This is a genomic window from Pseudomonas sp. zjy_15, from assembly GCF_043101865.1.
GTDB lineage: Bacteria > Pseudomonadota > Gammaproteobacteria > Pseudomonadales > Pseudomonadaceae > Aquipseudomonas > Aquipseudomonas putida_Y.
Genome location: NZ_JBICII010000103.1, coordinates 37,175 through 61,765 on the forward strand (window position 1 = coordinate 37,175; position 24,591 = coordinate 61,765).

36 protein-coding genes and 1 pseudogene are annotated in these 24,591 nt (G+C 57.7%); 2 read left to right on the top strand and 35 right to left on the bottom strand.

The genetic code is table 11. The features are described 5' to 3' along the window. Positions 1 to 61: 61 nt before the first annotated feature. Together ACF8EF_RS19190 and ACF8EF_RS19195 are read right to left on the bottom strand one after the other, a co-directional pair. Positions 62 to 823 carry an SDR family NAD(P)-dependent oxidoreductase gene (locus tag ACF8EF_RS19190; RefSeq protein ID WP_021783900.1) on the bottom strand — a complete coding sequence of 254 codons (762 nt, stop codon included), beginning with the start codon at positions 821 to 823 and terminating at the stop codon, positions 62 to 64. Positions 824 to 844: 21 nt separating this feature from the next. Next, positions 845 to 1,630, bottom strand: coding sequence for a TSUP family transporter (locus tag ACF8EF_RS19195; RefSeq protein ID WP_021783899.1), 786 nt, complete (start codon positions 1,628 to 1,630; stop codon positions 845 to 847). 201 nt (positions 1,631 to 1,831) lie between these two features. Here ACF8EF_RS19195 and ACF8EF_RS19200 point away from each other — a divergent pair, with 201 nt between their 5' ends. Continuing rightward, entirely contained in the window at positions 1,832 to 3,214 is a 1,383-nt protein-coding gene (locus tag ACF8EF_RS19200; protein WP_176684328.1) for a PLP-dependent aminotransferase family protein, read from the top strand. A gap of 90 nt (positions 3,215 to 3,304) precedes the next feature. Here the strand turns inward: ACF8EF_RS19200 and ACF8EF_RS19205 are convergent, their stop codons facing one another. Next, entirely contained in the window at positions 3,305 to 3,850 is a 546-nt protein-coding gene (locus ACF8EF_RS19205) for a single-stranded DNA-binding protein (protein ID WP_003255446.1), read from the bottom strand. Between the two features lie 9 nt (positions 3,851 to 3,859). After that, on the bottom strand, positions 3,860 to 5,254 hold the full coding sequence (locus ACF8EF_RS19210) for an MFS transporter (protein WP_392461631.1): 1,395 nt from the start codon (positions 5,252 to 5,254) through the stop codon (positions 3,860 to 3,862). A gap of 129 nt (positions 5,255 to 5,383) precedes the next feature. Between ACF8EF_RS19210 and uvrA the strand changes: the two genes are divergently transcribed. Continuing rightward, a complete protein-coding gene (gene uvrA, locus ACF8EF_RS19215; protein ID WP_392461633.1) occupies positions 5,384 to 8,218 on the top strand; it encodes an excinuclease ABC subunit UvrA in 2,835 nt (944 codons plus the stop codon). 72 nt (positions 8,219 to 8,290) lie between these two features. Here uvrA and bfr read toward each other — a convergent pair whose 3' ends face one another. The 31 genes and pseudogenes from bfr to ACF8EF_RS19370 form a co-directional block, all read right to left on the bottom strand. After that, complete coding sequence (gene bfr / locus ACF8EF_RS19220; RefSeq protein WP_003255449.1) at positions 8,291 to 8,755, bottom strand: bacterioferritin; 465 nt, start codon at positions 8,753 to 8,755, stop codon at positions 8,291 to 8,293. A gap of 163 nt (positions 8,756 to 8,918) precedes the next feature. Continuing rightward, complete coding sequence (locus ACF8EF_RS19225) at positions 8,919 to 10,358, bottom strand: catalase (RefSeq protein ID WP_339443336.1); 1,440 nt, start codon at positions 10,356 to 10,358, stop codon at positions 8,919 to 8,921. Between the two features lie 172 nt (positions 10,359 to 10,530). Further along, positions 10,531 to 10,917, bottom strand: coding sequence for a 50S ribosomal protein L17 (gene rplQ, locus ACF8EF_RS19230; protein WP_003255451.1), 387 nt, complete (start codon positions 10,915 to 10,917; stop codon positions 10,531 to 10,533). Between the two features lie 42 nt (positions 10,918 to 10,959). After that, positions 10,960 to 11,961: a DNA-directed RNA polymerase subunit alpha gene (locus ACF8EF_RS19235; RefSeq protein ID WP_003255452.1), complete on the bottom strand. Its 1,002-nt coding sequence runs from the start codon at positions 11,959 to 11,961 to the stop codon at positions 10,960 to 10,962. A gap of 22 nt (positions 11,962 to 11,983) precedes the next feature. After that, on the bottom strand, positions 11,984 to 12,604 hold the full coding sequence (rpsD, locus tag ACF8EF_RS19240) for a 30S ribosomal protein S4 (protein WP_003255453.1): 621 nt from the start codon (positions 12,602 to 12,604) through the stop codon (positions 11,984 to 11,986). Positions 12,605 to 12,619: 15 nt separating this feature from the next. Further along, positions 12,620 to 13,009 carry a 30S ribosomal protein S11 gene (gene rpsK / locus ACF8EF_RS19245; protein ID WP_003255454.1) on the bottom strand — a complete coding sequence of 130 codons (390 nt, stop codon included), beginning with the start codon at positions 13,007 to 13,009 and terminating at the stop codon, positions 12,620 to 12,622. Positions 13,010 to 13,027: 18 nt separating this feature from the next. Further along, complete coding sequence (gene rpsM / locus ACF8EF_RS19250; protein WP_012316515.1) at positions 13,028 to 13,384, bottom strand: 30S ribosomal protein S13; 357 nt, start codon at positions 13,382 to 13,384, stop codon at positions 13,028 to 13,030. A gap of 131 nt (positions 13,385 to 13,515) precedes the next feature. Further along, the gene (gene rpmJ / locus ACF8EF_RS19255; RefSeq protein WP_002555468.1) at positions 13,516 to 13,632 is read right to left on the bottom strand and encodes a 50S ribosomal protein L36; all 117 of its coding nucleotides are present in this window, start codon (positions 13,630 to 13,632) and stop codon (positions 13,516 to 13,518) included. 28 nt (positions 13,633 to 13,660) lie between these two features. Beyond that, on the bottom strand, positions 13,661 to 14,992 hold the full coding sequence (gene secY, locus ACF8EF_RS19260; RefSeq protein WP_003257108.1) for a preprotein translocase subunit SecY: 1,332 nt from the start codon (positions 14,990 to 14,992) through the stop codon (positions 13,661 to 13,663). Next, positions 14,993 to 15,427: a 50S ribosomal protein L15 gene (rplO, locus tag ACF8EF_RS19265; RefSeq protein WP_003255461.1), complete on the bottom strand. Its 435-nt coding sequence runs from the start codon at positions 15,425 to 15,427 to the stop codon at positions 14,993 to 14,995. 3 nt (positions 15,428 to 15,430) lie between these two features. Beyond that, positions 15,431 to 15,607 (bottom strand): 50S ribosomal protein L30, encoded by a 177-nt coding sequence (gene rpmD, locus ACF8EF_RS19270; protein WP_003255463.1) that lies wholly within the window; start codon positions 15,605 to 15,607, stop codon positions 15,431 to 15,433. Positions 15,608 to 15,609: 2 nt separating this feature from the next. Next, positions 15,610 to 16,110, bottom strand: coding sequence for a 30S ribosomal protein S5 (rpsE, locus tag ACF8EF_RS19275; protein ID WP_003255465.1), 501 nt, complete (start codon positions 16,108 to 16,110; stop codon positions 15,610 to 15,612). A gap of 3 nt (positions 16,111 to 16,113) precedes the next feature. Continuing rightward, entirely contained in the window at positions 16,114 to 16,464 is a 351-nt protein-coding gene (gene rplR, locus ACF8EF_RS19280; RefSeq protein ID WP_003255467.1) for a 50S ribosomal protein L18, read from the bottom strand. A 10-nt stretch (positions 16,465 to 16,474) separates the two neighbouring features. After that, on the bottom strand, positions 16,475 to 17,008 hold the full coding sequence (rplF, locus tag ACF8EF_RS19285; RefSeq protein ID WP_003255469.1) for a 50S ribosomal protein L6: 534 nt from the start codon (positions 17,006 to 17,008) through the stop codon (positions 16,475 to 16,477). A 12-nt stretch (positions 17,009 to 17,020) separates the two neighbouring features. Then, positions 17,021 to 17,413 carry a 30S ribosomal protein S8 gene (rpsH, locus tag ACF8EF_RS19290; protein ID WP_003255471.1) on the bottom strand — a complete coding sequence of 131 codons (393 nt, stop codon included), beginning with the start codon at positions 17,411 to 17,413 and terminating at the stop codon, positions 17,021 to 17,023. 208 nt (positions 17,414 to 17,621) lie between these two features. Further along, on the bottom strand, positions 17,622 to 17,927 hold the full coding sequence (gene rpsN / locus ACF8EF_RS19295) for a 30S ribosomal protein S14 (RefSeq protein ID WP_110637824.1): 306 nt from the start codon (positions 17,925 to 17,927) through the stop codon (positions 17,622 to 17,624). Positions 17,928 to 17,940: 13 nt separating this feature from the next. Continuing rightward, complete coding sequence (rplE, locus tag ACF8EF_RS19300; RefSeq protein ID WP_003255474.1) at positions 17,941 to 18,480, bottom strand: 50S ribosomal protein L5; 540 nt, start codon at positions 18,478 to 18,480, stop codon at positions 17,941 to 17,943. A 20-nt stretch (positions 18,481 to 18,500) separates the two neighbouring features. Continuing rightward, a complete protein-coding gene (gene rplX, locus ACF8EF_RS19305) occupies positions 18,501 to 18,815 on the bottom strand; it encodes a 50S ribosomal protein L24 (protein ID WP_003255476.1) in 315 nt (104 codons plus the stop codon). 11 nt (positions 18,816 to 18,826) lie between these two features. Beyond that, positions 18,827 to 19,195 (bottom strand): 50S ribosomal protein L14, encoded by a 369-nt coding sequence (rplN, locus tag ACF8EF_RS19310; protein WP_002555479.1) that lies wholly within the window; start codon positions 19,193 to 19,195, stop codon positions 18,827 to 18,829. Positions 19,196 to 19,218: 23 nt separating this feature from the next. Continuing rightward, entirely contained in the window at positions 19,219 to 19,485 is a 267-nt protein-coding gene (rpsQ, locus tag ACF8EF_RS19315; RefSeq protein ID WP_003255478.1) for a 30S ribosomal protein S17, read from the bottom strand. Between the two features lie 2 nt (positions 19,486 to 19,487). Next, positions 19,488 to 19,679 carry a 50S ribosomal protein L29 gene (gene rpmC / locus ACF8EF_RS19320; protein ID WP_002555481.1) on the bottom strand — a complete coding sequence of 64 codons (192 nt, stop codon included), beginning with the start codon at positions 19,677 to 19,679 and terminating at the stop codon, positions 19,488 to 19,490. Further along, entirely contained in the window at positions 19,679 to 20,092 is a 414-nt protein-coding gene (rplP, locus tag ACF8EF_RS19325; protein WP_003255479.1) for a 50S ribosomal protein L16, read from the bottom strand. Before rplP ends, rpmC begins: the two co-directional genes overlap by 1 nt. Before the next feature lie 12 nt (positions 20,093 to 20,104). Further along, on the bottom strand, positions 20,105 to 20,791 hold the full coding sequence (gene rpsC, locus ACF8EF_RS19330) for a 30S ribosomal protein S3 (protein ID WP_003255481.1): 687 nt from the start codon (positions 20,789 to 20,791) through the stop codon (positions 20,105 to 20,107). Positions 20,792 to 20,804: 13 nt separating this feature from the next. Continuing rightward, entirely contained in the window at positions 20,805 to 21,137 is a 333-nt protein-coding gene (rplV, locus tag ACF8EF_RS19335; protein ID WP_003103908.1) for a 50S ribosomal protein L22, read from the bottom strand. 11 nt (positions 21,138 to 21,148) lie between these two features. Further along, positions 21,149 to 21,424 carry a 30S ribosomal protein S19 gene (gene rpsS / locus ACF8EF_RS19340; protein ID WP_003255482.1) on the bottom strand — a complete coding sequence of 92 codons (276 nt, stop codon included), beginning with the start codon at positions 21,422 to 21,424 and terminating at the stop codon, positions 21,149 to 21,151. Positions 21,425 to 21,440: 16 nt separating this feature from the next. Next, positions 21,441 to 22,265: a 50S ribosomal protein L2 gene (rplB, locus tag ACF8EF_RS19345; RefSeq protein ID WP_003255483.1), complete on the bottom strand. Its 825-nt coding sequence runs from the start codon at positions 22,263 to 22,265 to the stop codon at positions 21,441 to 21,443. A gap of 14 nt (positions 22,266 to 22,279) precedes the next feature. Then, positions 22,280 to 22,579: a 50S ribosomal protein L23 gene (gene rplW, locus ACF8EF_RS19350; protein ID WP_003255484.1), complete on the bottom strand. Its 300-nt coding sequence runs from the start codon at positions 22,577 to 22,579 to the stop codon at positions 22,280 to 22,282. Continuing rightward, positions 22,576 to 23,178, bottom strand: coding sequence for a 50S ribosomal protein L4 (rplD, locus tag ACF8EF_RS19355; protein WP_003255485.1), 603 nt, complete (start codon positions 23,176 to 23,178; stop codon positions 22,576 to 22,578). Before rplD ends, rplW begins: the two co-directional genes overlap by 4 nt. Before the next feature lie 12 nt (positions 23,179 to 23,190). Continuing rightward, positions 23,191 to 23,826, bottom strand: coding sequence for a 50S ribosomal protein L3 (gene rplC / locus ACF8EF_RS19360; RefSeq protein ID WP_003255486.1), 636 nt, complete (start codon positions 23,824 to 23,826; stop codon positions 23,191 to 23,193). 80 nt (positions 23,827 to 23,906) lie between these two features. Further along, positions 23,907 to 24,218, bottom strand: coding sequence for a 30S ribosomal protein S10 (gene rpsJ / locus ACF8EF_RS19365; RefSeq protein WP_003186070.1), 312 nt, complete (start codon positions 24,216 to 24,218; stop codon positions 23,907 to 23,909). Between the two features lie 142 nt (positions 24,219 to 24,360). After that, a pseudogene (locus ACF8EF_RS19370) lies at positions 24,361 to 24,591 on the bottom strand (elongation factor Tu); the annotation flags it as partial.

Below are 24,591 nucleotides of genomic sequence, written 5' to 3' on the forward strand. Positions count from 1 at the left end.
ACGATAAGACTAGTCAAGAATCCAGAAGGTGCGATGACCTGAGTCAGTGGTACAGCACCGATCAGGTACGTGGCAGGTTGCGCACCACATTCAGTGCCGCACTGCTCTGCGCCACAGGCATGATCTCGATGGTGTTGATGTTTACATGCGCCGGCTGCTCGGCAACCCAGGCTACCGTTGCTGCAATGTCCTCCGGCAGGAGGGCCTCTACATCCCGATACAGGGCCTGCACGGCGTCCACGTCGCCATTCAGGCGCACCATCGAGAAGTCAGTGCCTGAGCACAGCCCCGGCTCGATGTTGCTTACCCGCACGCGGGTACCAGCCAGGTCGGCACGCAGGTTGAGGCTGAACTGGCGGACGAACGCCTTGCTGGCGCCATACACGTTACCGCCCGGGTAGGGGTAAGTACCGGCGATCGAGCCGATGTTGATGATCATGCCGCTATCGGCTTCCACCATCTGCGGCAGAATCTTGTGGGTGACCATGGCCAGGCCGGTGATGTTGGTGTCGATCATCTGCTGCCAGTTTGCGGCACTGCTGGCTTGGGCACGGTCCACGCCCAGCGCCAGCCCCGCGTTGTTGACCAGCAGATCGATCTGCAGCGACGCCTCACGCATCTGCTCGACCGCCTTCTCGAGCGATACTGAATCAGTGACATCCAGCGCCAGCGGAATGAAATTGGCGCCCAGTTCAGCCTCCAGTGCTTTCAGTTTGTCCATGCGCCTGGCCCCACCGACCACGCGGTAGCCTTTGCCGATCAGAGTGCAGCAGATGGCGCGGCCAAAGCCTGAGGAAGCACCGGTTACAAATGCGGTTTTCATTCGTTATCTCCTATCAATGGGTCAGGTCAGGTACTTCACGCCCAGGCTGGTGAACAGGCAGAGCATCGAGAACACCAACACCTTGCGCACCACGTCGTTACCTTTACGCAAGGCCAGGGAACTGCCCAGGTGGTTACCGAGGATGTTGCAGGCCACAAGTGGCAATGCCAGCAGGTAAACGACCTTGCCTGCGCTGACGAAGGCGACCAACGCGCCGATGTTGGAAGCGAAGTTGAAGGTTTTGGAGTTGGCCGAACTGGAGACCAGGTCCATGCGCAACAGGTAATGGAAAGCGATGATGAACATGCTGCCGGTGCCGGGGCCGAAGAAGCCGTCATAGAAGCCAATGGCCAGGCAGGTCAGCGGGACCACGGTGAACAGCATGCGCGATGACAGTTCGCGCTCCTCGACCGGGCGGTCCTTGGGAGTAAGGAAAATGAGAATGCCGAGCGGGATCAGTGCCAGGATGATCTTGCCCACAGTTTCCTGCGAGATCGATACGATCAGGTGAGCCCCCAGATAGGCGCCTAGCAGCGAAAACGGCACCCCGACCAACGCTACCTGCCAGACCATCTTGCTGTTGGCCAGGAAGTTTCGTATAGCCGCCAGTGTGCCGAGGGTACTGACCAGTTTTTCCTGACCCAGTGCCACCTGCGGCGGCATGCCAACCAGCAGAAAGCCCGGTACCAGGAACAAACCACCACCACCGGCAATGCTGTCGACGAAACCTGCAACAAAGGCGATCGCGCCAAGCATGAGGATGGCCAGCAACCAGTGCTCCGCCCAGTAAGAACCCAAAATTTCCATAGCAATGTCCATCCAGTGGAGCGTTTAAGCCAGGCACAGCCCGAGTGCGGCTGGCCTGATCGGTGCGATGATTGTAATTTCAAAAATTAAATCGATTCAATCTAAAATAAAACCAAATCAATCCAACCAATTACTATCATTACCTGCATCAGAGCTTTCATGCTAGGCTTTCGCGCTCTTGCAGCGTCTGGTGCCATCTCCATGTGGGTCCCTCAATACAGCCATCAAACACAGCCGGTTTACCTGATGATCGCTGATGCCCTTGAACAGGACATCGAAAGTGGTCGGCTTGCAGAAGGCGATCGCTTACCCACACTCAAGGACCTCGCCGAGGCGCTGAACGTAACCCCCGGCACTGTTGGCAGGGCCTACGACGAAGCAGCCAAGCGCGGCTTGGTGGCGGGCGAGGTAGGCCGAGGCACATTTGTCAGGCAATTGCGACAGCCATTAACCGCCCCGTCGGTGCCCGCCCCTGTGGCCGGAGAGAGCAGCCAGATTGATCTCTCGATCATCAAGCCCAACGACGCTCACATGAGCGAATGGCTAGGCACGGCTATCAGCGAACTGGCCGCCTCCTCGGACTTGGGGCAGGTACTCGACTATGTGACAGAGGGTGGCCACACGTCCCACAAACAAGCCGGTGCGACCTGGCTACAGCGCTGGCTGCCTGATGCGCGCTGGCAACAGGTAGTACTGACCGCTGGCGCCCAGCATGGGCTGCTGGTGGCCATCAGCAGCCTGTCGAAGAGTGACGATGTGGTGCTGTGCGAGTCGCTCTGCTACCCGGGCATCATATCCCTGGCCCACAGCATGGGCCGACGCCTGCGCGGCGTCGCCGTGGACGAACACGGGCTCATCCCGGAAGCATTACGCGCGGCCTGCCTGGAACACCGCCCTTCCCTGCTGGTGTGCGTCACCACGCACCAAAACCCGACCAACTCGATCATGCCCCCTGCAAGGCGTCAGGCTATTGCCGAGATCGCCCGTGAGTTCGACCTGTTCATCGTGGATGACGATATCTACGGTTTTCTCGAGCCCAGCCCAGACTACAAGCCGCTTGCAGCGTATGCGCCAGAGCGCTCGGTATACCTCACCAGCCTGTCCAAAAGCGTGCTGCCGGCGCTGCGCATCGGCTACCTGTACGCCCCGCCGCAAACCCTGTCACGGTTATCATCGATGGTACGCAGCAGCGTGTGGATGCCATCGCCATTGATGGCGCAACTGGCCAGTAACCTGATCAACAGCGGCAAGGCCGACCAGTTGGTGCGTATGCAGCAGGAAGAGGCGGCCGCGCGCCAGCACATGGCCAGGGAGATTCTTGGCCAATACAAGATCCGCATTCAGCCCCATAGCTTCCATATCTGGCTGGAGCTGCCAGAACCGTGGACCAGCGACGAGTTTGCCAACCTGGCGCGTGACAACGGCGTAACGGTGGTCAGCGGCAGCCAGTTTCTGCCAGAACGCAGCCACGCCACCAGCGGTGTGCGCATCGCCCTGATGGCACCCAGCCGCCAGGAACTGGCCTTTGCCCTGACCAAGCTGGCAAGCCTGCTGGATTCGCCTGAGCCGCGGTTGTTTTATTGAAAGCGCTGTCAGATACGCGGTGCGGCCCATAAAAAAACCCGGGGCAACTGCCCCGGGTTTCTGGTCTTGCTGAACGCCTTACCGCTCTGATCAGAACGGAATATCGTCATCGAAGCTGTCGAAATCAGCAGCCGGCTGCGGCGCAGGCTGTTGCGGCGCTGGGCGCTGAGGGGCCTGCTGCGGGCGCTGGGCCTGCTGGCGTGGCGGTGCCTGGTTGTATTGTTGCTGCTGGCCGCCACCGTAATTGCCGCCACCCTGGTTGTACGGGTCGCCGCCCTGCTGCTGGCCTTGCGGACGACCGCCGAGCAGCTGCATGGTGCCGTTGATATCGACGATGATCTCGGTGGTGTAGCGCTTGATGCCGTCTTTTTCCCACTCGCGGGTCTGCAGCTTGCCTTCGATGTAGCACTGCGAACCTTTGCGCAGGTATTCGCCAGCGATTTCGGCAACCTTGCCGAACAGCGACACCCGGTGCCACTCGGTACGCTCGACCTTCTGGCCCGACTGCTTGTCAGTCCACTGCTCGCTGGTGGCCAGGCTCAGGTTGGTCACGGCGTTACCGTTGGGCAGGTAGCGGACTTCGGGATCCTGGCCACAGGTACCGACCAGAATGACTTTGTTAACCCCACGGGCCATAACGTTCTCCTAGGCTTCGCACGCCGAAGAGGCTGGATTCACCAGTCGCTCCAGGGTCGCACGGTCCAAAATTTTCGTATCCAGTTTGATATAGATGGCGGCTTCTTCTGCCACCACCACAGCGTCGGTCACACCCGGCACGGCCATCAGGCGCTCGGTCAGGCCGGCTTCCCGGACCGCCTCAGGCGTCAGGGGCATGCGCAGGCTGGTCACATATGGCGGCTCGTTCATGCGCAAGGCAACGATCAGCCAGATAACACACAGCGCCGCGCTACCGAGGAACACCGTGTCCAGCCCACCGTGCTGGAACAGCCAGCCACCCAGAATCCCGCCTAACGCTGCACCGAGGAACTGGCTGGTGGAATACACCCCCATTGCCGTCCCCTTGCCACCGGCAGGCGACACCTTGCTCACCAGAGAAGGCAGCGAAGCCTCCAGCAGGTTGAATGCGGTAAAGAATACCACGGTGCCAATCACCAGTCCGCGCAAACCGTCAGCCCACTCCCAGAAGTATATCTCTGTCAGCAGCAGGACACTGACCGCGCCGGCCAACACACGTTTCATCTTGCGCTTTTTTTCGCCATAGATGATGAACGGGACCATTGCAAAAAATGAGATGAACAGCGCGGTCAGGTACACCCACCAGTGCTGCTCCTTGGGCAGGCCGCCACGCTCGACGAACGCCAGCGGCAGCGCAACGAAGCTGGCCATGAGGATGGCGTGCAGGATGAAAATGCTGACGTCCAGGCGCAGAAGGTCCGGATGGCGCAGGGTCGGGCCGATGGCCTGGCGCGCCACACCCGACTCGCGGTGCTGCAGGATGCTGTGGGTATTGGGCACGACAAAGGCGATCAACAGGATGCCTACCAGGGCAAGCCCAGCCGTGACCAGGAACAAACCTGACAAACCAAAGGCACTTGTCAGCAGTGGACCAACGACCATGGCGACAGCGAACGACAGGCCGATGCTCATGCCGATCATGGCCATGGCCTTGGTCCGGTGTTGTTCGCGGGTGAGGTCGGACAGCAGCGCCATGACCGCAGCAGAAATTGCCCCGGCGCCCTGCAGGATGCGCCCGGCAATCACGCCCCAGATAGAGTCGGCCTGGGCCGCCAACACGCTACCAAGGGCAAAGATCACCAACCCCAGATAAATCACCGGCCGGCGACCGATGCGGTCAGAAATCATCCCGAACGGGATCTGAAATACCGCCTGTGTAAGACCATAGGCACCAATGGCCAGGCCGATCAGCGCAGGCGTGGCGCCAGCCAGGTCCATGCCGTAGGTAGCCAGTACCGGCAAGACCATGAACATGCCCAGCATACGAAAGGCAAAGACCAGGGCAAGGCCGCCAGCGGCGCGGGTTTCGCCGCCACTCATGCGCTCGTTGTGGGTGTCGTGCATGGATTAACCTCGTGTGAACCGGCGGCGATTCTATCAGTCCGACAGCTTGACGGCATCTACGCGACGCTTTGCCGCGTACTGGCAGGGCGCCGTATACTTCCTTGTTTATGCCCGCCGAGCGAGGCCGTAGTGGACAAGATCCTGATTCGTGGGGCACGTACCCACAACCTGAAGAACATCGACCTGACCCTGCCCCGGGACAAGTTGATCGTGATCACCGGCCTGTCCGGTTCCGGCAAGTCGTCCCTGGCGTTCGATACCTTGTACGCCGAAGGCCAGCGCCGCTACGTGGAGTCGCTGTCGGCCTACGCCCGGCAGTTCCTGTCGATGATGGAAAAACCCGACGTCGACACCATCGAAGGCCTGTCGCCGGCGATTTCGATCGAGCAGAAATCGACCTCGCACAACCCGCGTTCCACGGTCGGCACCATCACCGAAATCTATGACTACCTGCGCCTGCTGTACGCCCGCGTCGGTACGCCACGCTGCCCGGACCACGATATTCCGCTGGAGGCGCAAACGATCAGCCAAATGGTCGACCTGGTGCTGGAAAACCCGGAAGGCAGCAAGCTGATGCTGCTCGCGCCGGTAGTGCGCGAGCGCAAAGGTGAGCATCTGGCAGTGTTTGACGAGCTGCGCGCCCAGGGCTTCGTGCGGGCCAGGGTCAACGGCAAACTCTACGAACTCGATGAGTTGCCCAAGCTGGATAAGCAGAAGAAGCACAGCATCGATGTGGTGGTGGACCGTTTCAAAGTCCGCGCCGACCTGCAACAGCGCCTGGCCGAATCGTTCGAGACCGCGTTGAAGCTGGCCGATGGTATTGCCTTGGTGGCACCGATGGACGGCGAACAAGGCGAAGAGACAATCTTCTCCGCGCGCTTCGCCTGCCCGGTATGCGGCCACGCGATCAGCGAGCTGGAACCGAAGCTGTTCTCCTTCAACAACCCGGCTGGCGCCTGCCCGACCTGCGACGGCCTGGGGGTCAAGCAGTTCTTCGACACCAAACGCCTGGTCAACACCGAGCTCACCCTGGCCGAAGGCGCGATCCGCGGCTGGGACCGCCGTAACGTGTACTACTTCCAGATGCTTGGTTCGTTAGCCGCGCACTATGGCTTCAGCCTGGAAGAGCCTTTCGGCGAGCTGTCGGCCGAACACCAGAAGGTGATCCTGCAGGGCAGCGGCAAGCAGAGTGTCGACTTCAAGTACCTCAACGACCGAGGCGACATCGTCAAGCGATCGCACCCGTTCGAAGGCATTGTGCCGAACCTTGAGCGCCGCTACCGCGAAACCGAATCGGCCACGGTGCGTGAAGAACTGGCTAAATTCCTTGGCACGCAACCGTGCCCGGATTGCCGGGGTACGCGCCTGCGCCGCGAGGCGCGCCATGTGTGGGTGGGCGAGAAGACCCTGCCGGCGGTAACCAATATGCCGATCGGTGAAGCCAGCAACTACTTTGGCGAACTGACCCTGACCGGCCGGCGTGGCGAAATCGCGGCAAAAATCCTCAAGGAAATCTGCGAACGACTTCAGTTCCTGGTCAACGTCGGCCTCGACTACCTGACCCTGGATCGTAGCGCCGACACCCTGTCCGGTGGTGAAGCGCAACGTATCCGCCTGGCCAGCCAGATCGGCGCCGGTCTTGTGGGGGTGATGTACATCCTCGATGAACCGTCCATCGGCCTTCATCAACGCGACAACGACCGCCTGTTGGCCACCCTCAACCATTTGCGCGACCTGGGCAACACGGTAATCGTGGTGGAGCACGACGAGGACGCCATCCGGCTGGCCGACTACGTGGTCGACATCGGCCCTGGCGCTGGTGTGCACGGCGGGCAGATCGTCGCCGAAGGCTCGCCTCAGGAGGTCATGGACCACCCTGACTCGCTGACTGGCAAGTACCTGTCCGGGCGCAAGAAGATCGTTGTGCCGGCCAAGCGCACACCGCGCAACAAGAAGCTGCAGCTCAAGCTCAAGGGTGCGCGTGGCAACAACCTGCAGAACGTCGACCTGGAACTACCGATCGGCCTACTGACCTGCGTGACCGGTGTATCCGGCTCGGGTAAATCGACGCTGATCAACAATACCCTTTACCCCTTGGCCGCCACCGCCCTCAATGGCGCAAGCAGCCTGGAAGCCGCGCCACACAGCAGCATGGACGGCCTGCAGCACCTGGACAAGGTGGTGGATATCGACCAGAGCCCGATCGGCCGCACCCCACGCTCCAACCCGGCGACCTACACCGGCATCTTCACGCCGATCCGCGAACTTTTCTCTGGTGTACCGGAGTCACGCTCGCGTGGTTATGGCCCGGGGCGTTTCTCGTTCAACGTCAAGGGTGGCCGTTGCGAGGCCTGCCAGGGTGATGGCCTGATCAAGGTGGAAATGCACTTCCTGCCGGACATCTACGTGCCGTGTGACGTGTGCAAGAGCAAGCGCTACAACCGCGAAACCCTGGAGATCAAGTACAAGGGCAAGAACATCCACGAGGTGCTGGAAATGACCATCGAGGATGCCCGAGAGTTCTTCGATGCGGTGCCGGCGCTGGCGCGCAAGCTGCAAACGTTGATGGACGTGGGCCTGTCATACATCAAACTGGGGCAGTCAGCGACCACGCTGTCCGGCGGTGAGGCGCAGCGGGTGAAACTGTCGCGCGAGCTGTCCAAGCGCGATACCGGCAAGACCTTGTACATCCTCGACGAACCTACCACCGGCCTGCACTTTGCCGATATCCAGCAACTGCTGGACGTATTGCATCGCCTGCGCGACCACGGCAATACCGTGGTGGTGATCGAGCATAACCTGGATGTGATCAAGACCGCCGACTGGCTGGTTGACCTGGGCCCTGAGGGTGGCTCCAAGGGTGGGCAGATCATTGCCTGCGGTACGCCAGAAGAGCTGAGCGTGATGAAACAGTCGTATACCGGCCATTACCTGAAACCATTGCTGGAGCGGGATCGGGCCTGAGTGCTGTCAACGCAATGAAAAAGCCCCTGGTACCGTTGGTGCCAGGGGCTTTTACTTGTGTCTGTGGATAACTTACATCTGCGACTGCAGATAGTTTTCCAGCCCGATGGCCTTGATCAGGCCCTGCTGCTTCTCGAGCCAGTAGGTGTGATCTTCTTCGGTGTCGGCCAGCTGCGCACGCAGGATGTCACGACTGACGTAATCCTTGTGCAATTCGCACAGCTCGATGCCTTTGCAAAGCGCACCGCGCACCTTGTATTCGAGCTTGAGGTCTGCCTCGATCATTTCCGGCACGGTGCTGCCGACCTCCAGGTCATCCGCACGCATGTCAGGGGTCCCTTCGAGCATGAGGATACGACGCATCAGGGCATCGGCGTGCTGCGTCTCTTCCTCCATCTCGTGGTTGATGCGCTCGTAGAGCTTGGACAGGCCCCAGTCTTCGTACATGCGCGAATGAATGAAGTACTGGTCGCGTGCCGCCAGTTCGCCCTTCAACAGCGTGACGAGATAGTTGATTACATCCGGGTGGCCTTGCATCGCCCTGATTCTCCATGTGAAAACGTCTATGCCACATAGTGTGAACCAGCTTTTGTCTACGGTCACTGAAAAACGCGCAATCAGACGCAAAAAATCGGTTAAACAGTAGTGATATTCATTGAAAAACCGCCCAAATGAGGGCGGTTCTTCTTATCACTTCGACTTAGGCGAGATTGATGCCCAAAGCCTTCGCAATCCCTTCACCGTAGGCCGGATCCGCCTTGAAGAAGTACTGTAACTGACGCTGGATCACGTCTTCGCTGACGCCCGCCATGGTACCGGCGATGTTGCTGATCAGCAGGGCCTTCTGCTCATCGCTCATCAAACGGAACAAAGCGCCGGCATGGCTGAAGTAGTCGGTGTCCTCGCGGTGATCGTAGCGATCAGCCGAACCATTCATGGCCAATGCTGGCTCAGCATGACGTGGGGACTGTTTCGGGGCACCGCTGTAGCTGTTTGGTTCATAGTTCGGTGCACTACCGTAGCCACCGGTGGCCATGGAGCCGTCGCGCTGATAGCTGTTAACCGGGCAGCGCGGCGCGTTGACTGGCAATTGCTGGTGATTGGTACCCACGCGATAGCGGTGCGCATCAGCGTAGGCGAATACGCGGCCTTGCAGCATGCGGTCTGGCGAAAGACCGACGCCGGGCACCATATTACTCGGCCCGAACGCGGCCTGCTCGACCTCTGCGAAATAGTTGAGCGGGTTACGATTGAGCTCCAGCACACCCACCTCGATGAGCGGATAGTCCTTCTGCGACCATGTCTTGGTCACGTCGAATGGGTTCTCGTCACGGCTAGCAGCCTCGGCTTCGCTCATCACCTGAATGCAGACCGTCCAGCGCGGGTAGTCGCCACGTTCGATGGCCTCAAACAGATCTCGCTGAGCGTAATCCGGGTCGGTACCTGCAAGGCGTGCAGCGTCTGCCGGGGTGAGGTTCTTGATGCCTTGTTGAGTCTTGAAGTGCCACTTGACCCAAGTGCGCTCCCCCTTTGCATTGATGAGGCTGTAGGTATGGCTGCCAAAGCCATGCATATGGCGGTAGCCGTCCGGAATGCCACGGTCGGAAAAGAGGATGGTGACCTGGTGCAGCGCTTCAGGAGAGTGCGACCAGAAATCCCACATCATCTGAGCGTTCTTCAGGTTGGACTGCGGATGGCGCTTCTGGGTGTGGATAAAGTCCGGGAACTTCAGTGGGTCGCGAATGAAGAATACTGGCGTGTTGTTACCGACGATGTCCCAGTTGCCTTCCTCGGTGTAAAACTTCACCGCGAAACCGCGCGGGTCACGCTCGGTATCTGCCGAACCGCGCTCGCCACCAACGGTGGAAAAACGTAAGAAAGTCTCAGTTTGTTTACCGATCTCTTCAAACAGCTTGGCGCTGGTATAGCCGGTAATATCGTGAGTAACGGTAAAAGTGCCATAGGCACCCGAGCCTTTGGCATGGACGCGGCGTTCTGGAATGTTCTCGCGGTTGAAATGGGCGAGCTTCTCGATCAGGTGGAAGTCGTCGAGCAGCAGCGGACCGCGCGGGCCGGCGGAGCGGGAGTTCTGGTTGTCGGCTACAGGTGCACCGCTAGCGGTAGTGAGAATCTTGCTCATGGGCTCTCCTTATCGGTCTTCAAGCGCCGGCTAATCGGCTGTGAAGAGAGTATTGCCGAGCGAGATTACAGGCACAAATTTATTACATGACTTACATCAATAGAAATAAACAATAGATGTGCAAACAAAAAACCGGGCACTAGGCCCGGTTTTTTGTAGCAGACAGAACGTCTTACTCAGCAGCTTCTACAGCACCGCCGACCGGACGATCAACCAGCTCGACGTACGCCATAGGCGCGTTGTCGCCAGCGCGGAAACCGCACTTCAGGATGCGCAGGTAGCCGCCCTGACGGGTGGCGTAACGCTTGCCCAGATCGTTGAACAGTTTGCCAACAGCGGACTTCGAACGGGTACGGTCGAAGGCCAGACGACGGTTAGCAACGCTGTCTTCCTTGGCCAGGGTGATCAGCGGCTCGGCAACGCGGCGCAGTTCCTTGGCTTTCGGCAGGGTGGTTTTGATCAGCTCGTGCTCGATCAGCGACACTGCCATGTTCTGGAACATAGCCTTGCGGTGAGAGCTGGTGCGGCTCAGGTGACGTCCACTTTTACGATGACGCATGATTCATTCCTTACCAAACACTACGTTCGGTGATTACGACGATCAGGCGGTCGCCTTGTCGTCTTTCTTAAGACTTGCAGGCGGCCAGTTGTCGAGGCGCATGCCGAGAGACAGACCACGAGAGGCCAGAACGTCCTTGATTTCAGTCAGGGACTTCTTACCCAGGTTAGGAGTCTTCAACAGCTCTACTTCGGTACGCTGAATCAGGTCGCCGATGTAGTAGATGTTCTCCGCCTTGAGGCAGTTGGCCGAACGTACAGTCAGTTCCAGGTCGTCAACCGGACGCAGCAGGATCGGATCGATCTCGTCTTCCTGCTCGACTACGACAGGCTCGCTGTCACCCTTGAGGTCGACGAACGCGGCCAGCTGCTGTTGCAGAATGGTCGCAGCGCGGCGGATAGCCTCTTCAGGATCCAGGGTGCCGTTGGTTTCCAGATCAATGACCAGTTTGTCCAAGTTGGTACGCTGTTCAACACGGGCGTTCTCGACCACATAGGCGATACGACGCACCGGGCTGAACGAAGCGTCCAACTGCAGACGGCCAATGCTACGGCTTTCGTCTTCGTCGGTTTGACGGGAGTCGGCCGGCTCGTAACCACGACCACGAGCTACAGTGAGCTTCATGTTCAGAGCGCCGTTCGACGCCAGGTTCGCGATTACGTGATCGGGGTTGACGATCTCGACATCGTGATCCAGCTGAATATCGGCAGCGGTAACCACCCCCGAACCCTTTTTCGACAAGGTCAGCGTAACTTCGTCACGACCATGCAGTTTGATAGCCAGGCCTTTCAGGTTCAACAGGATTTCAATTACGTCTTCCTGAACACCTTCGATCGCGGAGTACTCATGGAGTACGCCATCGATCTCGGCCTCGACTACTGCACAGCCAGGCATGGAGGACAACAGGATGCGGCGCAGCGCGTTGCCCAGGGTATGGCCGAAACCACGCTCGAGAGGCTCGAGCGTAATCTTGGCGCGGGTCGGACTGACTACCTGCACATCAATATGGCGGGGAGTCAGGAACTCATTTACCGAAATCTGCATGGATGCACCTATTTTCTAGCCCTTACTTGGAGTAGAGCTCGACAATCAGGTTTTCGTTGATGTCGGCAGACAGGTCGCTGCGAGCAGGAACGTTCTTGAAAACGCCCGACTTTTTAGCAGCATCCACGTCAACCCACTCAACGCGGCCACGCTGGGCGCACAGTTCAAGGGCTTGAACAATGCGCAACTGGCCCAGCGATTTCTCGCGGACTGCGACCACGTCACCCGGACGAACTTGGTAGGATGGAATGTTTACAGTTTTACCGTTGACGCTGATCGCTTTGTGCGAAACCAGCTGACGGGACTCGGAACGAGTCGAGCCGAAGCCCATACGGTAAACGACGTTATCCAGACGGCACTCGAGCAGTTGCAGCAGGTTCTCACCGGTTGCGCCTTTTTTCGAGGCAGCAGCTTGGTAGTAACCGCGGAACTGACGCTCCAGAACACCGTAGATACGACGGACTTTTTGTTTCTCACGCAGCTGGGTGCCGTAGTCGGACTGACGGCCACGGCGCTGGCCGTGGATACCTGGGGCTGCTTCGATATTGCACTTCGATTCCAGAGCGCGAACGCCGCTCTTCAGGAACAGGTCAGTGCCTTCACGACGAGACAGTTTGCATTTTGGACCAATGTAACGTGCCATTCTTCTGTCTCCTGATTACACGCGACGCTTCTTCGGCGGACGGCACCCGTTGTGCGGGATTGGCGTCACGTCGGTGATGCTGGCGATCTTGTAGCCGCAGCTGTTCAATGCACGAACGGCGGACTCACGACCTGGACCTGGACCCTTGACGTTAACGTCGAGGTTCTTCAGACCGTATTCCAGCGCAGCTTGACCAGCACGCTCAGCAGCGATCTGGGCTGCGAACGGGGTGGATTTGCGCGAACCACGGAAACCCGAACCACCGGAGGTCGCCCAGGACAAAGCATTGCCCTGACGGTCGGTGATGGTCACGATGGTGTTGTTGAAAGAAGCATGGATGTGGGCGATGCCATCAACCACTGTCTTTTTGACTTTCTTACGAGGACGAGCAGCAGGTTTTGCCATGTCTATATTCCTGGGCGATTACTTGCGGATCGGCTTACGCGGGCCCTTACGGGTGCGTGCGTTGGTCTTGGTGCGCTGACCGCGAACCGGCAGACCTTTACGATGACGCAGGCCGCGGTAGCAACCCAGGTCCATCAAGCGCTTGATCTTCATGTTGACGTCACGACGCAGGTCACCTTCGGTGGTGAACTTCGCGACTTCGCCACGCAGGGTTTCGATTTGCTCGTCGCTCAGATCCTTGATCTTAGCGGCTGGGTTTACACCAGCGTCTGCACAAATCTTCTGTGCAGTTGTGCGACCGACACCATAGATGTAGGTCAGCGAGATAACAGTATGCTTGTTATCTGGAATGTTGACGCCTGCAATACGGGCCATTCAGTGGGACTCCAATTGACAGCTACCTACGCCCCGGAAGCCAAGAAATAGGGCGCGAGATAATATCGCTGTAGAAACGAATAATCAACCCAGCAGCACACTAGCTGCTGGGTTTGAAGCGCAGATCACACTCAGCCTTGGCGCTGTTTGTGACGCGGTTCCGCGCTGCAGATCACTCGTACGACGCCTTCGCGACGGATGATCTTGCAGTTACGGCACAGCTTTTTCACCGATGCACGAACTTTCATTACCGACTCCTCGAACCTTAGGGGCGTATCAGCGCAGCAGACCGCTGCCACCGTAGCCTTTCAGGTTGGCTTTCTTCATCAGGGATTCGTACTGGTGCGAAACGAGGTGCGATTGTACTTGGGACATGAAGTCCATCACAACCACTACCACAATCAGCAACGAGGTCCCGCCAAGGTAGAACGGCACATTTGCTGCCACCACCAGGAACTGGGGCAGAAGGCAGACGGCCATCATGTAAAGAGCACCGAACATGGTCAAACGGGTCAGAACGCCATCAATGTAGCGCGCCGACTGCTCACCAGGACGGATGCCCGGAATAAAGGCACCGGACTTCTTCAGGTTTTCCGCTACGTCTTTCGGGTTGAACATCAACGCTGTGTAGAAGAAGCAGAAGAAAATGATCCCTGCACTAAACAGCAGAATGTTCAACGGCTGACCAGGAGCGATCGACTGCGAGATGTCCTGCAGCCAGCCCATACCTTCGGACTGACCAAACCAGGCACCCAGCGAAGCCGGGAACAGCAGAATGCTGCTCGCGAAAATGGCCGGGATAACCCCCGCCATGTTCACCTTCAACGGCAAGTGGCTGGTCTGCGCAGCGAAGACCTTGCGGCCCTGCTGACGCTTGGCGTAATGAACGGCGATACGACGCTGACCACGCTCAATGAACACCACAAAACCGATAATCGCTACTGCCAGCAGACCGATAGCGACCAGGGCGAAAATGTTGATATCGCCTGTGCGTGCAGACTCGAAAGACTGCCCGATTGCTCTCGGAAGACCGGCAACGATACCTGCGAAGATCAACATCGAGATACCGTTGCCCACACCGCGCTCGGTGATCTGCTCGCCCAGCCACATCATGAACATCGCGCCTGCCACGAAAGTGGAAACAGCGACGACGTGGAAGCCCAGGCCTACAGAAAACGCCACGCCCTGGTTGGCCAGGCCAATGGACATGCCAATGGCTTGGACCAGTGCCAGGATAACGGTGCCGTAGCGGGTGTACTGGCTGATCTTGCGACGGCCAGCTTCACCTTCCTTCTTCAACTGCTCCAGTTGCGGGCTGACCGCCGTCATCAACTGCATGATGATCGATGCCGAAATGTACGGCATGATCCCCAGTGCAAAGATGCTCATGCGTTCGAGCGCGCCACCGGAAAACATGTTGAACAAGCTAAGAATGGTCCCCTCATTCTGCCGAAACAGATCCGCCAGACGGTCCGGATTGATGCCGGGAACCGGGATATGCGCACCTATCCGATAGACGATGATCGCCATGAACAGAAAGCGCAGACGAGCCCAGAGTTCCGACATCCCGCCCTTACCGAGCGAAGAGAGAGCACCTTGCTTAGCCATTTATTCCTCGAATTTGCCGCCAGCTGCTTCGATAGCCGCACGCGCACCCTTGGTGGCTGCGATACCCTTGATGGTGACTGCGCGAGTAACTTCGCCAGACAGCATGATTTTCACACGCTGAATGTGCTGGTTGATCACGTTGGCATCCTTCAGGGATTGCACGGAGATCACGTCGCCTTCCACTTTAGCCAGCTCGGACAGACGCACTTCGGCGCGGTCCATGGCCTTCAGGGAAACGAAGCCGAACTTCGGCAGGCGACGGTGCAGCGGCTGTTGACCGCCTTCGAAGCCAGGAGCGATCGAACCACCCGAACGGGAAGTCTGACCTTTGTGGCCACGGCCGCCGGTCTTACCCAGACCGCTACCGATACCACGACCTGGACGATGCTTCTCGCGACGGGAACCCGGCGCTGGACTCAGATCATTGAGTTTCATCGATTAGCCCTCGACCTTCAGCATGTAGTAAGCCTTGTTGATCATCCCGCGGTTCTCGGGAGTATCCTGGACTTCTACAGTGTGACCGATGCGACGCAGACCCAGGCCTTTAACACACAGCTTGTGGTTAGGCAGACGGCCCGAGACGCTCTTGATCAGCGTTACTTTTACGGTTGCCATGATCAGAAGATCTCCTCGACGCTCTTGCCACGCTTGGCGGCAATGGATTCAGGAGATTGCATGGCTTTCAGACCCTTGAAGGTGGCGTAAACCACGTTCACTGGGTTGGTCGAACCGTAGCACTTGGCCAGAACGTTCTGAACACCAGCAACTTCCAGGACAGCACGCATTGCGCCACCGGCGATGATACCGGTACCTTCCGAGGCAGGCTGCATGTAAACCTTCGAGGCGCCGTGGGCAGCCTTGGTGGCGTACTGCAGGGTGGTGCCCTTCAGGTCAACCTGGATCATGTTGCGGCGAGCAGCTTCCATGGCTTTCTGGATCGCGGCTGGTACTTCGCGCGACTTGCCACGGCCGAAGCCAACACGACCTTTACCATCACCCACCACGGTCAGCGCGGTGAAAGTGAAGATACGGCCGCCTTTTACGGTTTTGGCAACGCGGTTAACTTGAACCAGCTTCTCGATGTAGCCTTCGTCGCGCTTTTGATCGTTATTTGCCATAACTTAGAACTCCAGCCCGCCTTCACGAGCAGCATCAGCCAGCGCTTTGACGCGGCCATGGTACTTGAAGCCGGAACGGTCAAAGGCAACTTGAGATACACCGGCGGCTTTCGCACGCTCAGCTACCAGCTTGCCAACCTTAGTGGCCGCGTCGATGTTGCCAGTGGCGCCATCACGCAGGTCTTTGTCCAAGGTCGAGGCGCTTGCCAGAACCTTGCTGCCGTCGGCCGAAATGACCTGGGCGTAGATGTGCTGCGAGGAGCGGAACACGCACAGGCGCACGACTTCGAGTTCGTGCATCTTGAGACGTGCTTTGCGAGCGCGACGCAGTCGAATAACTTTTTTGTCGGTCATTTACTAGGCCCTACTTCTTCTTGGCTTCTTTACGACGGACTACTTCGTCCGCGTAACGCACACCTTTACCTTTGTAAGGCTCTGGCGGACGGAAGTCGCGGATTTCAGCGGCCACCTGACCTACCAGCTGCTTGTCGATACCCTTGATCAGGATGTCGGTCTGGCTAGGTGTTTCAGCGGTGATACCGGCTGGCAGTTCGTAGTCCACTGGGTGAGAGAAGCCCAGGGCCAGGTTCAGGACGGTGCCTTTAGCCTGTGCCTTGTAACCAACACCGACCAGCTGGAGCTTGCGCTCGAAGCCTTGGCTTACGCCTTGGACCATGTTGTTGACCAGAGCGCGGGTGGTACCGGCCATGGCACGAGCTTGCTGGTCACCATTGCGAGCGACGAAACGCAGCTCACCAGACTCTTCGGTAACTTCAACAGACGAGTGAACGTTCAGTTCGAGAGTACCTTTGGCACCCTTCACCGAAAGCTGCTGACCGGCGAATTTGACTTCGACACCGGATGGCAGCTTAACGGGGTTCTTAGCGACGCGAGACATGTCTATCCCCCCTTAGAACACTGTGCACAGAACTTCGCCGCCGACACCGGCAGCGCGCGCAGCGCGATCCGTCATCACACCTTTGTTGGTGGAGACGATAGACACGCCCAGACCGCCACGTACTTTCGGCAGATCGGTGACGGCCTTGTACTGGCGCAGGCCTGGACGGCTGGAGCGCTTCAGTTCCTCGATGACCGGACGGCCTTCGAAGTACTTCAGTTCGATCGACAGGGAAGGCTTGGCCTCACCAGTTACCTGGTAGCCAGCGATGTAACCTTCGTCCTTCAGAACTTTGGCAACCGCGACCTTCAGGGTAGAGGAAGGCATGCTTACGACGGACTTTTCAGCCATCTGGGCATTACGGATGCGAGTTAGCATGTCCGCTAACGGGTCCTGCATACTCATGGGCTAGATGCTCCTGATACAAGAATTATTAGCCTTGCGGCTATGACAACCACCCGAACGGATTGGGCAAAAACCCAGGCTCAGGTGAGCCGGTCATTCTAGACACAAGGCAGAAACGAAACAAGCCCCATATAGGGGCTTGTTTGTTGGCGAGGTCACCGGCGGTCGGAAGATTGCTCCCCTTCCACCAGCGCCTTGCCTGCAGCGATTACCAGGAGGCCTTGACCAGACCCGGCACGTCACCACGCATTGCAGCTTGACGCAGCATGTTACGGCCCAGGCCGAACTTACGGTATACACCGTGAGGACGACCGGTCAGGCGGCAACGGTTGCGCAGGCGCGAAGCGCTAGCGTCACGTGGCTGCTTCTGCAGAGCGACAACGGCAGCAAAACGCTCTTCTGGAGAGGCATTCTGGTTAACGATGGTCGCTTTCAGCTCAGCACGCTTCTTGGCGAACTTTGCTACCGTGAGCTGACGCTTCAGCTCGCGGTTCTTCATGCTCTTCTTGGCCATTTTCCTACTCCAATCAGTTGCGGAACGGGAACTTGAAAGCACGCAGCAGAGCGCGGCCTTCGTCGTCCGAACGAGCAGTGGTGGTCAGGGTGATGTCCAAACCGCGCAGAGCATCGATCTTGTCGTAGTCGATTTCCGGGAAGATGATCTGCTCTTTCACGCCCATGCTGTAGTTGCCACGACCATCGAAGGACTTGGCATTCAGGCCGCGGAAGTCGCGAACCCGAGGCAGGGAGATCGCCAGCAGGCGGTCCAGGAATTCGTACATCTTGTCGCTACGCAGGGTCACCTTGACGCCGATCGGCCAGCCTTCGCGGACTTTGAAGCCAGCGATGGATTTGCGAGCGAAAGTCACGACCGGCTTTTGACCGGTGATCTTTTCCAGGTCGGCAACAGCGTGCTCGATGACTTTCTTGTCGCCGATCGCTTCGCCCAGACCCATGTTCAGGGTGATCTTGGTAACGCGCGGAACTTCCATCACGTTCGACAGCTTAAGTTCTTCCTTAAGCTTAGGAGCGATTTCGTTCCGGTAAATCTCTTTCAGTCGTGCCATGGTCTTCTACCTAGCAGTGTTCAAGCATCAACCGCTTTTTGGGTCGACTTGAAGACACGAATTTTTTTACCGTCTTCTACTTTGAAACCAACGCGGTCAGCCTTGTTGGTTTCACCGTTGAAGATGGCAACGTTGGAAGCGTGCAGAGGCGCTTCTTTCTCGACGATACCGCCCTGTACGCCCGCCATCGGGTTAGGCTTGGTATGACGCTTGACCAGGTTCACGCCACCGATAACCAGACGGTCATCAGCCAGAACCTTCAGCACCTTACCGCGCTTACCTTTGTCTTTGCCGGCGATCACGATGATCTCGTCGTCACGACGAATCTTTTGCATGTCGGATCTCCTTACAGCACTTCAGGGGCGAGCGAGACGATCTTCATGAACTTCTCAGTACGAAGCTCACGGGTCACTGGCCCGAAGATGCGAGTGCCGATCGGCTCTTGCTTGTTGTTCAGCAGAACAGCAGCGTTGCCGTCGAAACGAATGATGGAACCGTCAGCGCGACGAACACCGTGACGGGTACGTACGACAACAGCGGTCATCACTTGGCCTTTTTTGACCTTACCGCGCGGAATTGCTTCCTTGACGGTAACCTTGATGATGTCACCGATGCCGGCGTAACGGCGGTGCGAACCGCCGAGTACCTTGATGCACATGACGCGACGAGCGCCGCTGTTATCGGCCACATCGAGCATGGATTGAGTCTGAATCATAAAATTTCTCCGACCCCTAGCCCTTAGACTTCAACAGCGCGTTCGAGGACTTCAACCAGTGCCCAGGACTTGGTCTTGGCCAGCGGACGGGTTTCACGGATGGAAACCTTGTCGCCGATCTTGCACTGGTTGGCTTCGTCGTGCGCGTGCAGCTTAGTCGAACGCTTAACGTATTTACCGTAGATCGGGTGCTTTACGCGACGCTCGATCAGAACGGTGATGGTCTTGTCCATTTTGTCGCTGACGACACGGCCAGTCAGCGTACGGACGGTTTTTTCAGCTTCAGCCATGATCACTTACCTGCCTGCTGGTTGAGCACAGTTTTCACGCGAGCGATGTCACGCTTAACTTGCGAGAGCAGGTGCGACTGCCCCAACTGGCCAGTTGCTTTCTGCATACGCAGATTGAACTGGTCGCGCAGCAAGCCGAGCAGTTGCTCGTTCAGTTGCTGTGCCGATTTTTCACGAAGTTCATTCGCTTTCATCACATCACCGTCCGCTTAACAAAGGAGGTGGCGAGAGGCAGCTTTGCAGCAGCCAGGGCGAAAGCTTCGCGCGCCAGCTCTTCAGAAACACCCTCGATCTCGTACAGGACTTTGCCTGGCTGAATCTGGGCAACCCAGTACTCCACGGAGCCCTTACCTTTACCCATACGAACCTCGAGAGGTTTCTTGGAGATCGGCTTGTCCGGGAACACACGGATCCAGATCTTACCGCCACGCTTAACGTGACGGGTCAGTGCACGACGTGCAGACTCGATCTGGCGAGCGGTGAGGCGACCGCGAGCAACAGCTTTCAGGGCGAATTCGCCGAAGCTGACTTTGCTACCGCGCAGTGCCAGACCACGGTTGTGGCCAGTCATCTGCTTGCGGAATTTTGTACGCTTTGGTTGCAACATTTGGCGTACCCCTTACTTAGCAGCTTTTTTACGAGGCGCTGGTGCTTGTGGTTTCAGTTCTTCTTGGCGACCACCAATAACTTCGCCTTTGAAGATCCAAACCTTCACACCGATCACACCGTAAGTGGTGTGAGCTTCGTAGGTGTTGTAGTCGATATCGGCACGCAGGGTGTGCAGAGGCACACGACCTTCGCGATACCACTCGGTACGAGCAATCTCAGCACCGCCGAGACGACCGCTCACCTGGATCTTGATGCCCTTGGCACCAATACGCATGGCGTTCTGTACCGCGCGCTTCATGGCGCGACGGAACATTACACGGCGTTCCAGCTGCTGAGCTACGCTCTGCGCAACCAGCATAGCGTCGAGTTCCGGCTTGCGGATCTCTTCGATGTTGATGTGCACAGGCACACCCATCTGCTTGGTCAGGTCCTGACGCAGCTTCTCGACATCTTCACCTTTCTTACCGATAACGATACCGGGACGAGCGGTGTGGATGGTGATGCGTGCAGTTTGAGCCGGACGATGAATATCGATACGGCTTACGGACGCGCTTTTTAGTTTGTCTTGGAGGTACTCACGCGTTTTCAGATCCTTCAACAGGTAATCTGCGTAAGTAGCACCGTCTGCGTACCAGACGGAGGTGTGCTCCTTGACGATTCCCAGGCGAATGCCAGTGGGATGTACTTTCTGACCCATCTGATCGACTCCGTTACTTGTCCGCAACCTTGACAGTGATATGGCAAGACCGCTTGACGATGCGATCAGCACGGCCTTTGGCACGTGGCATGATGCGCTTCAGCGAACGCCCTTCGTTGACGAAGACGGTGGAGACCTTCAGGTCATCAACGTCTGCGCCTTCGTTGTGTTCGGCGTTGGCTACGGCCGACTCGAGGACTTTCTTCATGATTTCAGCGGCTTTTTTGCTGCTGAAGGCCAACAGGTTGAGCGCTTCGCCCACCTTCTTCCCGCGGATCTGGTCGGCGACCAAGCGGGCTTTCTGGGCGGAGATGCGAGCGCCCGACAACTTAGCGGCTACTTCCATTTCCTTACCCCTTAACGCTTGGCTTTCTTGTCAGCCACGTGCCCGCGATAGGTGCGGGTACCGGCGAACTCGCCCAGTTTGTGGCCGACCATGTCTTCGTTCACGAGAACTGGAACATGCTGGCGACCGTTGTGAACCGCGATGGTCAGACCGACCATTTGTGGCAGGATCATCGAGCGACGCGACCAGGTTTTAACTGGCTTGCGATCGTTCTTCTCCACCGCCACTTCGACCTTCTTCAACAGGTGAAGATCGATAAAAGGACCTTTTTTCAGAGAACGTGGCACTGTCGTATCCCTCTAGTTACTTGCGACGACGGACGATCATGTTGTCGGTACGCTTATTACCACGGGTTTTAGCACCCTTGGTTGGGAAGCCCCATGGCGATACCGGATGACGACCACCGGAGGTACGACCTTCACCACCACCGTGTGGGTGGTCAACCGGGTTCATGGCAACACCACGAACGGTTGGGCGAACGCCGCGCCAGCGTTTGGCACCAGCTTTACCCAGCGAACGCAGGCTGTGCTCGGAGTTCGAGACTTCGCCCAGGGTCGCACGGCACTCAGCCAGGACTTTACGCATTTCACCAGAGCGCAGACGCAGGGTCACGTAGACACCTTCGCGAGCGATCAGCTGAGCCGAAGCACCAGCGGAACGAGCGATCTGAGCACCTTTACCCGGCTTCAGTTCGATGCCGTGAATGGTGCTACCTACTGGAATGTTGCGCAGCTGCAGGGAGTTACCGGCCTTGATTGGGGCCAGGGCACCTGCGATCAGCTGGTCGCCAGCGCTCACGCCCTTAGGCGCGATGATATAGCGACGCTCACCGTCTGCGTAGCACAGCAGGGCGATGTGAGCAGTACGGTTCGGATCGTATTCGATACGCTCGACAGTGGCTGGAATGCCATCTTTGTCGTTGCGACGGAAGTCGACCAGACGGTAATGCTGCTTGTGACCACCACCAACGTGACGAGTGGTAATGCGGCCATTGTTGTTACGACCACCAGACTTCGATTTTTTCTCGATCAGCGGTGCGTGAGGAGCGCCTTTGTGCAGCTCCTTGTTGACCACCTTGACCACGAAACGGCGGCCAGGGGAAGTCGGTTTGCATTTAACGATTGCCATGATGCACCCCTTCCTTACTCAGCACTGCTGCTGAAATCGAGATCTTGGCCTGGCTGAAGGGAGACGATCGCCTTCTTCCAGTCATTACGCTTGCCCAGACCACGTGCGGTACGCTTGGTTTTACCCAGAACGTTAACAGTCGACACGTTTTCAACTTTTACGTTGAACAGGCCTTCGACAGCTTTCTTGATTTCCAGCTTGGTTGCATCAGTAGCAACCTTGAATACGAACTGGCCTTTCTTCTCAGCCAGAACGGTAGCCTTCTCGGAAACGTGCGGGCCAAGGAGGACTTTGAATACGCGTTCCTGGTTCATCCCAGCAGCTCCTCGAATTTCTTCACGGCCGAGACAGTGATCAACACTTTCTCGTATGCGATCAGACTGACCGGGTCGGAACCTTGTACGTCACGTACATCGACGTGCGGCAGGTTACGAGCAGCCAGGTACAGGTTCTGATCAACAGCGTCGGAAACGATCAATACATCGCTCAGACCCATGCCGTTCAGCTTGTTCAGCAGATCTTTGGTTTTCGGTGCTTCAACAGCGAAGTCCTGAACCACGACCAGACGGTCGCTACGCACCAGCTCAGCGAGGATGGAGCGCAGAGCTGCGCGATACATCTTCTTGTTGAGCTTCTGCGAGTGATCTTGTGGGCGAGCTGCGAAGGTTACACCACCGCCACGCCAGATCGGACCACGAGTGGTACCAGCACGAGCACGGCCAGTACCCTTCTGACGCCATGGGCGCTTACCGCCACCAGCCACGTCGGAACGGGTCTTCTGCTGCTTGGTGCCCTGACGGCCGCCGGCCATGTAGGCCACGACTGCTTGGTGAACCAGCGTCTCGTTGAATTCGCCACCGAAAGTCAGTTCGGAAACTTCGATCGCCTGAGCGTCATTTACATTAAGTTGCATGTCAGTTTCCCCTTAACCGCGAGCCTTGACAGCTGGACGTACAACCACGTCGCCGCCAGTAGCGCCAGGTACGGCACCCTTGATCAGCAGCAGGTTGCGCTCAGCGTCTACGCGAACTACTTCCAGGGACTGAACAGTCACGCGCTCGGCGCCCATGTGACCGGACATTTTCTTGCCCTTGAACACACGACCAGGAGTCTGGCACTGGCCGATGGAACCAGGAACACGGTGCGACACGGAGTTACCGTGGGTGTTGTCCTGACCACGGAAGTTCCAGCGCTTGATGGTACCGGCGAAGCCTTTACCTTTGGACTGACCAGTAACGTCAACCAGCTGGCCTGCAGTGAAGAGTTCAGCTTTGATCAGATCGCCAGCCTGGAAATCGCCTTCTTCAAGACGGAACTCCCAAACACCGCGACCAGCGGCAACGTTGGCCTTGGCGAAGTGGCCTGCCTGAGCGGCAGTCACACGCGAAGCACGACGCTCGCCGACAGTGACTTGCACTGCACGGTAGCCATCGGTTTCTTCAGTTTTGAACTGGGTGACGCGATTCGGCTCGATCTCAATGACCGTGACCGGAATGGAGACACCTTCTTCGGTGAAAATGCGGGTCATACCGCACTTGCGACCGATTACACCAATAGTCATGTTGTAAACCTCATGAGTGTACGGGGCTTTCACCCGCTATGGCCGCCCATTTCAGAGCGTTACACGACTAGACCGAAGTCTTAGCCGAGGCTGATCTGTACTTCCACACCTGCCGCCAGATCAAGCTTCATCAGCGCGTCAACGGTTTTATCCGTTGGCTGGACGATGTCCAGAACACGCTTATGAGTGCGAATCTCGTACTGGTCGCGCGCGTCTTTGTTGACGTGCGGGGAAACCAGAACGGTGAAACGCTCTTTGCGGGTAGGCAGTGGAATTGGACCACGCACTTGTGCACCAGTACGTTTCGCGGTTTCCACGATTTCCTGGGTGGATTGGTCGATCAGGCGATGGTCGAAAGCCTTCAACCTGATACGGATTTGCTGATTTTGCATTGGATTTCAGACTCCAGGCTGTTCCCAACGGACGCACTACGCCCGCTAAAAGGAGGCGTGATTCTATAGACGCCCCCATTTAGTGTCAACCCAATAAAAAAAACCCCCGCTGAGCGGGGGTTTTTTTCAATCGGTCGAGTGATTACTCGATGATTTTGGCCACAACGCCGGCGCCGACGGTACGACCGCCTTCACGGATAGCGAAGCGCAGACCGTCTTCCATTGCGATGGTCTTGATCAGGGTAACAGTCATCTGAATGTTGTCACCTGGCATTACCATTTCAACGCCTTCCGGCAGTTCGCAGTTACCGGTCACGTCAGTGGTACGGAAGTAGAACTGTGGACGGTAGCCTTTGAAGAACGGAGTGTGACG

What these genes read in the sequence shown, in the direction of transcription:
- ACF8EF_RS19190 (WP_021783900.1), bottom strand. Translation starts at nt 823, where the DNA reads ATGAAAACCGCATTTGTAACCGGTGCTTCCTCAGGCTTTGGCCGCGCC.
- ACF8EF_RS19195 (WP_021783899.1), bottom strand. Translation starts at nt 1,630, where the DNA reads ATGGAAATTTTGGGTTCTTACTGGGCGGAGCACTGGTTGCTGGCCATC.
- ACF8EF_RS19200 (WP_176684328.1), top strand. Translation starts at nt 1,832, where the DNA reads ATGTGGGTCCCTCAATACAGCCATCAAACACAGCCGGTTTACCTGATG.
- ACF8EF_RS19205 (WP_003255446.1), bottom strand. Translation starts at nt 3,850, where the DNA reads ATGGCCCGTGGGGTTAACAAAGTCATTCTGGTCGGTACCTGTGGCCAG.
- ACF8EF_RS19210 (WP_392461631.1), bottom strand. Translation starts at nt 5,254, where the DNA reads ATGCACGACACCCACAACGAGCGCATGAGTGGCGGCGAAACCCGCGCC.
- bfr (WP_003255449.1), bottom strand. Translation starts at nt 8,755, where the DNA reads ATGCAAGGCCACCCGGATGTAATCAACTATCTCGTCACGCTGTTGAAG.
- ACF8EF_RS19225 (WP_339443336.1), bottom strand. Translation starts at nt 10,358, where the DNA reads ATGAGCAAGATTCTCACTACCGCTAGCGGTGCACCTGTAGCCGACAAC.
- rplQ (WP_003255451.1), bottom strand. Translation starts at nt 10,917, where the DNA reads ATGCGTCATCGTAAAAGTGGACGTCACCTGAGCCGCACCAGCTCTCAC.
- ACF8EF_RS19235 (WP_003255452.1), bottom strand. Translation starts at nt 11,961, where the DNA reads ATGCAGATTTCGGTAAATGAGTTCCTGACTCCCCGCCATATTGATGTG.
- rpsD (WP_003255453.1), bottom strand. Translation starts at nt 12,604, where the DNA reads ATGGCACGTTACATTGGTCCAAAATGCAAACTGTCTCGTCGTGAAGGC.
- rpsK (WP_003255454.1), bottom strand. Translation starts at nt 13,009, where the DNA reads ATGGCAAAACCTGCTGCTCGTCCTCGTAAGAAAGTCAAAAAGACAGTG.
- rpsM (WP_012316515.1), bottom strand. Translation starts at nt 13,384, where the DNA reads ATGGCCCGTATTGCAGGCGTCAACATTCCAGATAACAAGCATACTGTT.
- rpmJ (WP_002555468.1), bottom strand. Translation starts at nt 13,632, where the DNA reads ATGAAAGTTCGTGCATCGGTGAAAAAGCTGTGCCGTAACTGCAAGATC.
- secY (WP_003257108.1), bottom strand. Translation starts at nt 14,992, where the DNA reads ATGGCTAAGCAAGGTGCTCTCTCTTCGCTCGGTAAGGGCGGGATGTCG.
- rplO (WP_003255461.1), bottom strand. Translation starts at nt 15,427, where the DNA reads ATGAAACTCAATGATCTGAGTCCAGCGCCGGGTTCCCGTCGCGAGAAG.
- rpmD (WP_003255463.1), bottom strand. Translation starts at nt 15,607, where the DNA reads ATGGCAACCGTAAAAGTAACGCTGATCAAGAGCGTCTCGGGCCGTCTG.
- rpsE (WP_003255465.1), bottom strand. Translation starts at nt 16,110, where the DNA reads ATGGCAAATAACGATCAAAAGCGCGACGAAGGCTACATCGAGAAGCTG.
- rplR (WP_003255467.1), bottom strand. Translation starts at nt 16,464, where the DNA reads ATGACCGACAAAAAAGTTATTCGACTGCGTCGCGCTCGCAAAGCACGT.
- rplF (WP_003255469.1), bottom strand. Translation starts at nt 17,008, where the DNA reads ATGTCTCGCGTCGCTAAGAACCCCGTTAAGCTGCCATCCGGTGTCGAA.
- rpsH (WP_003255471.1), bottom strand. Translation starts at nt 17,413, where the DNA reads ATGAGTATGCAGGACCCGTTAGCGGACATGCTAACTCGCATCCGTAAT.
- rpsN (WP_110637824.1), bottom strand. Translation starts at nt 17,927, where the DNA reads ATGGCCAAGAAGAGCATGAAGAACCGCGAGCTGAAGCGTCAGCTCACG.
- rplE (WP_003255474.1), bottom strand. Translation starts at nt 18,480, where the DNA reads ATGGCACGACTGAAAGAGATTTACCGGAACGAAATCGCTCCTAAGCTT.
- rplX (WP_003255476.1), bottom strand. Translation starts at nt 18,815, where the DNA reads ATGCAAAAGATTCGTCGTGACGACGAGATCATCGTGATCGCCGGCAAA.
- rplN (WP_002555479.1), bottom strand. Translation starts at nt 19,195, where the DNA reads ATGATTCAGACTCAATCCATGCTCGATGTGGCCGATAACAGCGGCGCT.
- rpsQ (WP_003255478.1), bottom strand. Translation starts at nt 19,485, where the DNA reads ATGGCTGAAGCTGAAAAAACCGTCCGTACGCTGACTGGCCGTGTCGTC.
- rpmC (WP_002555481.1), bottom strand. Translation starts at nt 19,679, where the DNA reads ATGAAAGCGAATGAACTTCGTGAAAAATCGGCACAGCAACTGAACGAG.
- rplP (WP_003255479.1), bottom strand. Translation starts at nt 20,092, where the DNA reads ATGTTGCAACCAAAGCGTACAAAATTCCGCAAGCAGATGACTGGCCAC.
- rpsC (WP_003255481.1), bottom strand. Translation starts at nt 20,791, where the DNA reads ATGGGTCAGAAAGTACATCCCACTGGCATTCGCCTGGGAATCGTCAAG.
- rplV (WP_003103908.1), bottom strand. Translation starts at nt 21,137, where the DNA reads ATGGAAGTAGCCGCTAAGTTGTCGGGCGCTCGCATCTCCGCCCAGAAA.
- rplB (WP_003255483.1), bottom strand. Translation starts at nt 22,265, where the DNA reads ATGGCAATCGTTAAATGCAAACCGACTTCCCCTGGCCGCCGTTTCGTG.
- rplW (WP_003255484.1), bottom strand. Translation starts at nt 22,579, where the DNA reads ATGAACCAGGAACGCGTATTCAAAGTCCTCCTTGGCCCGCACGTTTCC.
- rplD (WP_003255485.1), bottom strand. Translation starts at nt 23,178, where the DNA reads ATGCAACTTAATGTAAATGACGCTCAGGCGATCGAAGTTTCCGAACTG.
- rplC (WP_003255486.1), bottom strand. Translation starts at nt 23,826, where the DNA reads ATGACTATTGGTGTAATCGGTCGCAAGTGCGGTATGACCCGCATTTTC.
- rpsJ (WP_003186070.1), bottom strand. Translation starts at nt 24,218, where the DNA reads ATGCAAAATCAGCAAATCCGTATCAGGTTGAAGGCTTTCGACCATCGC.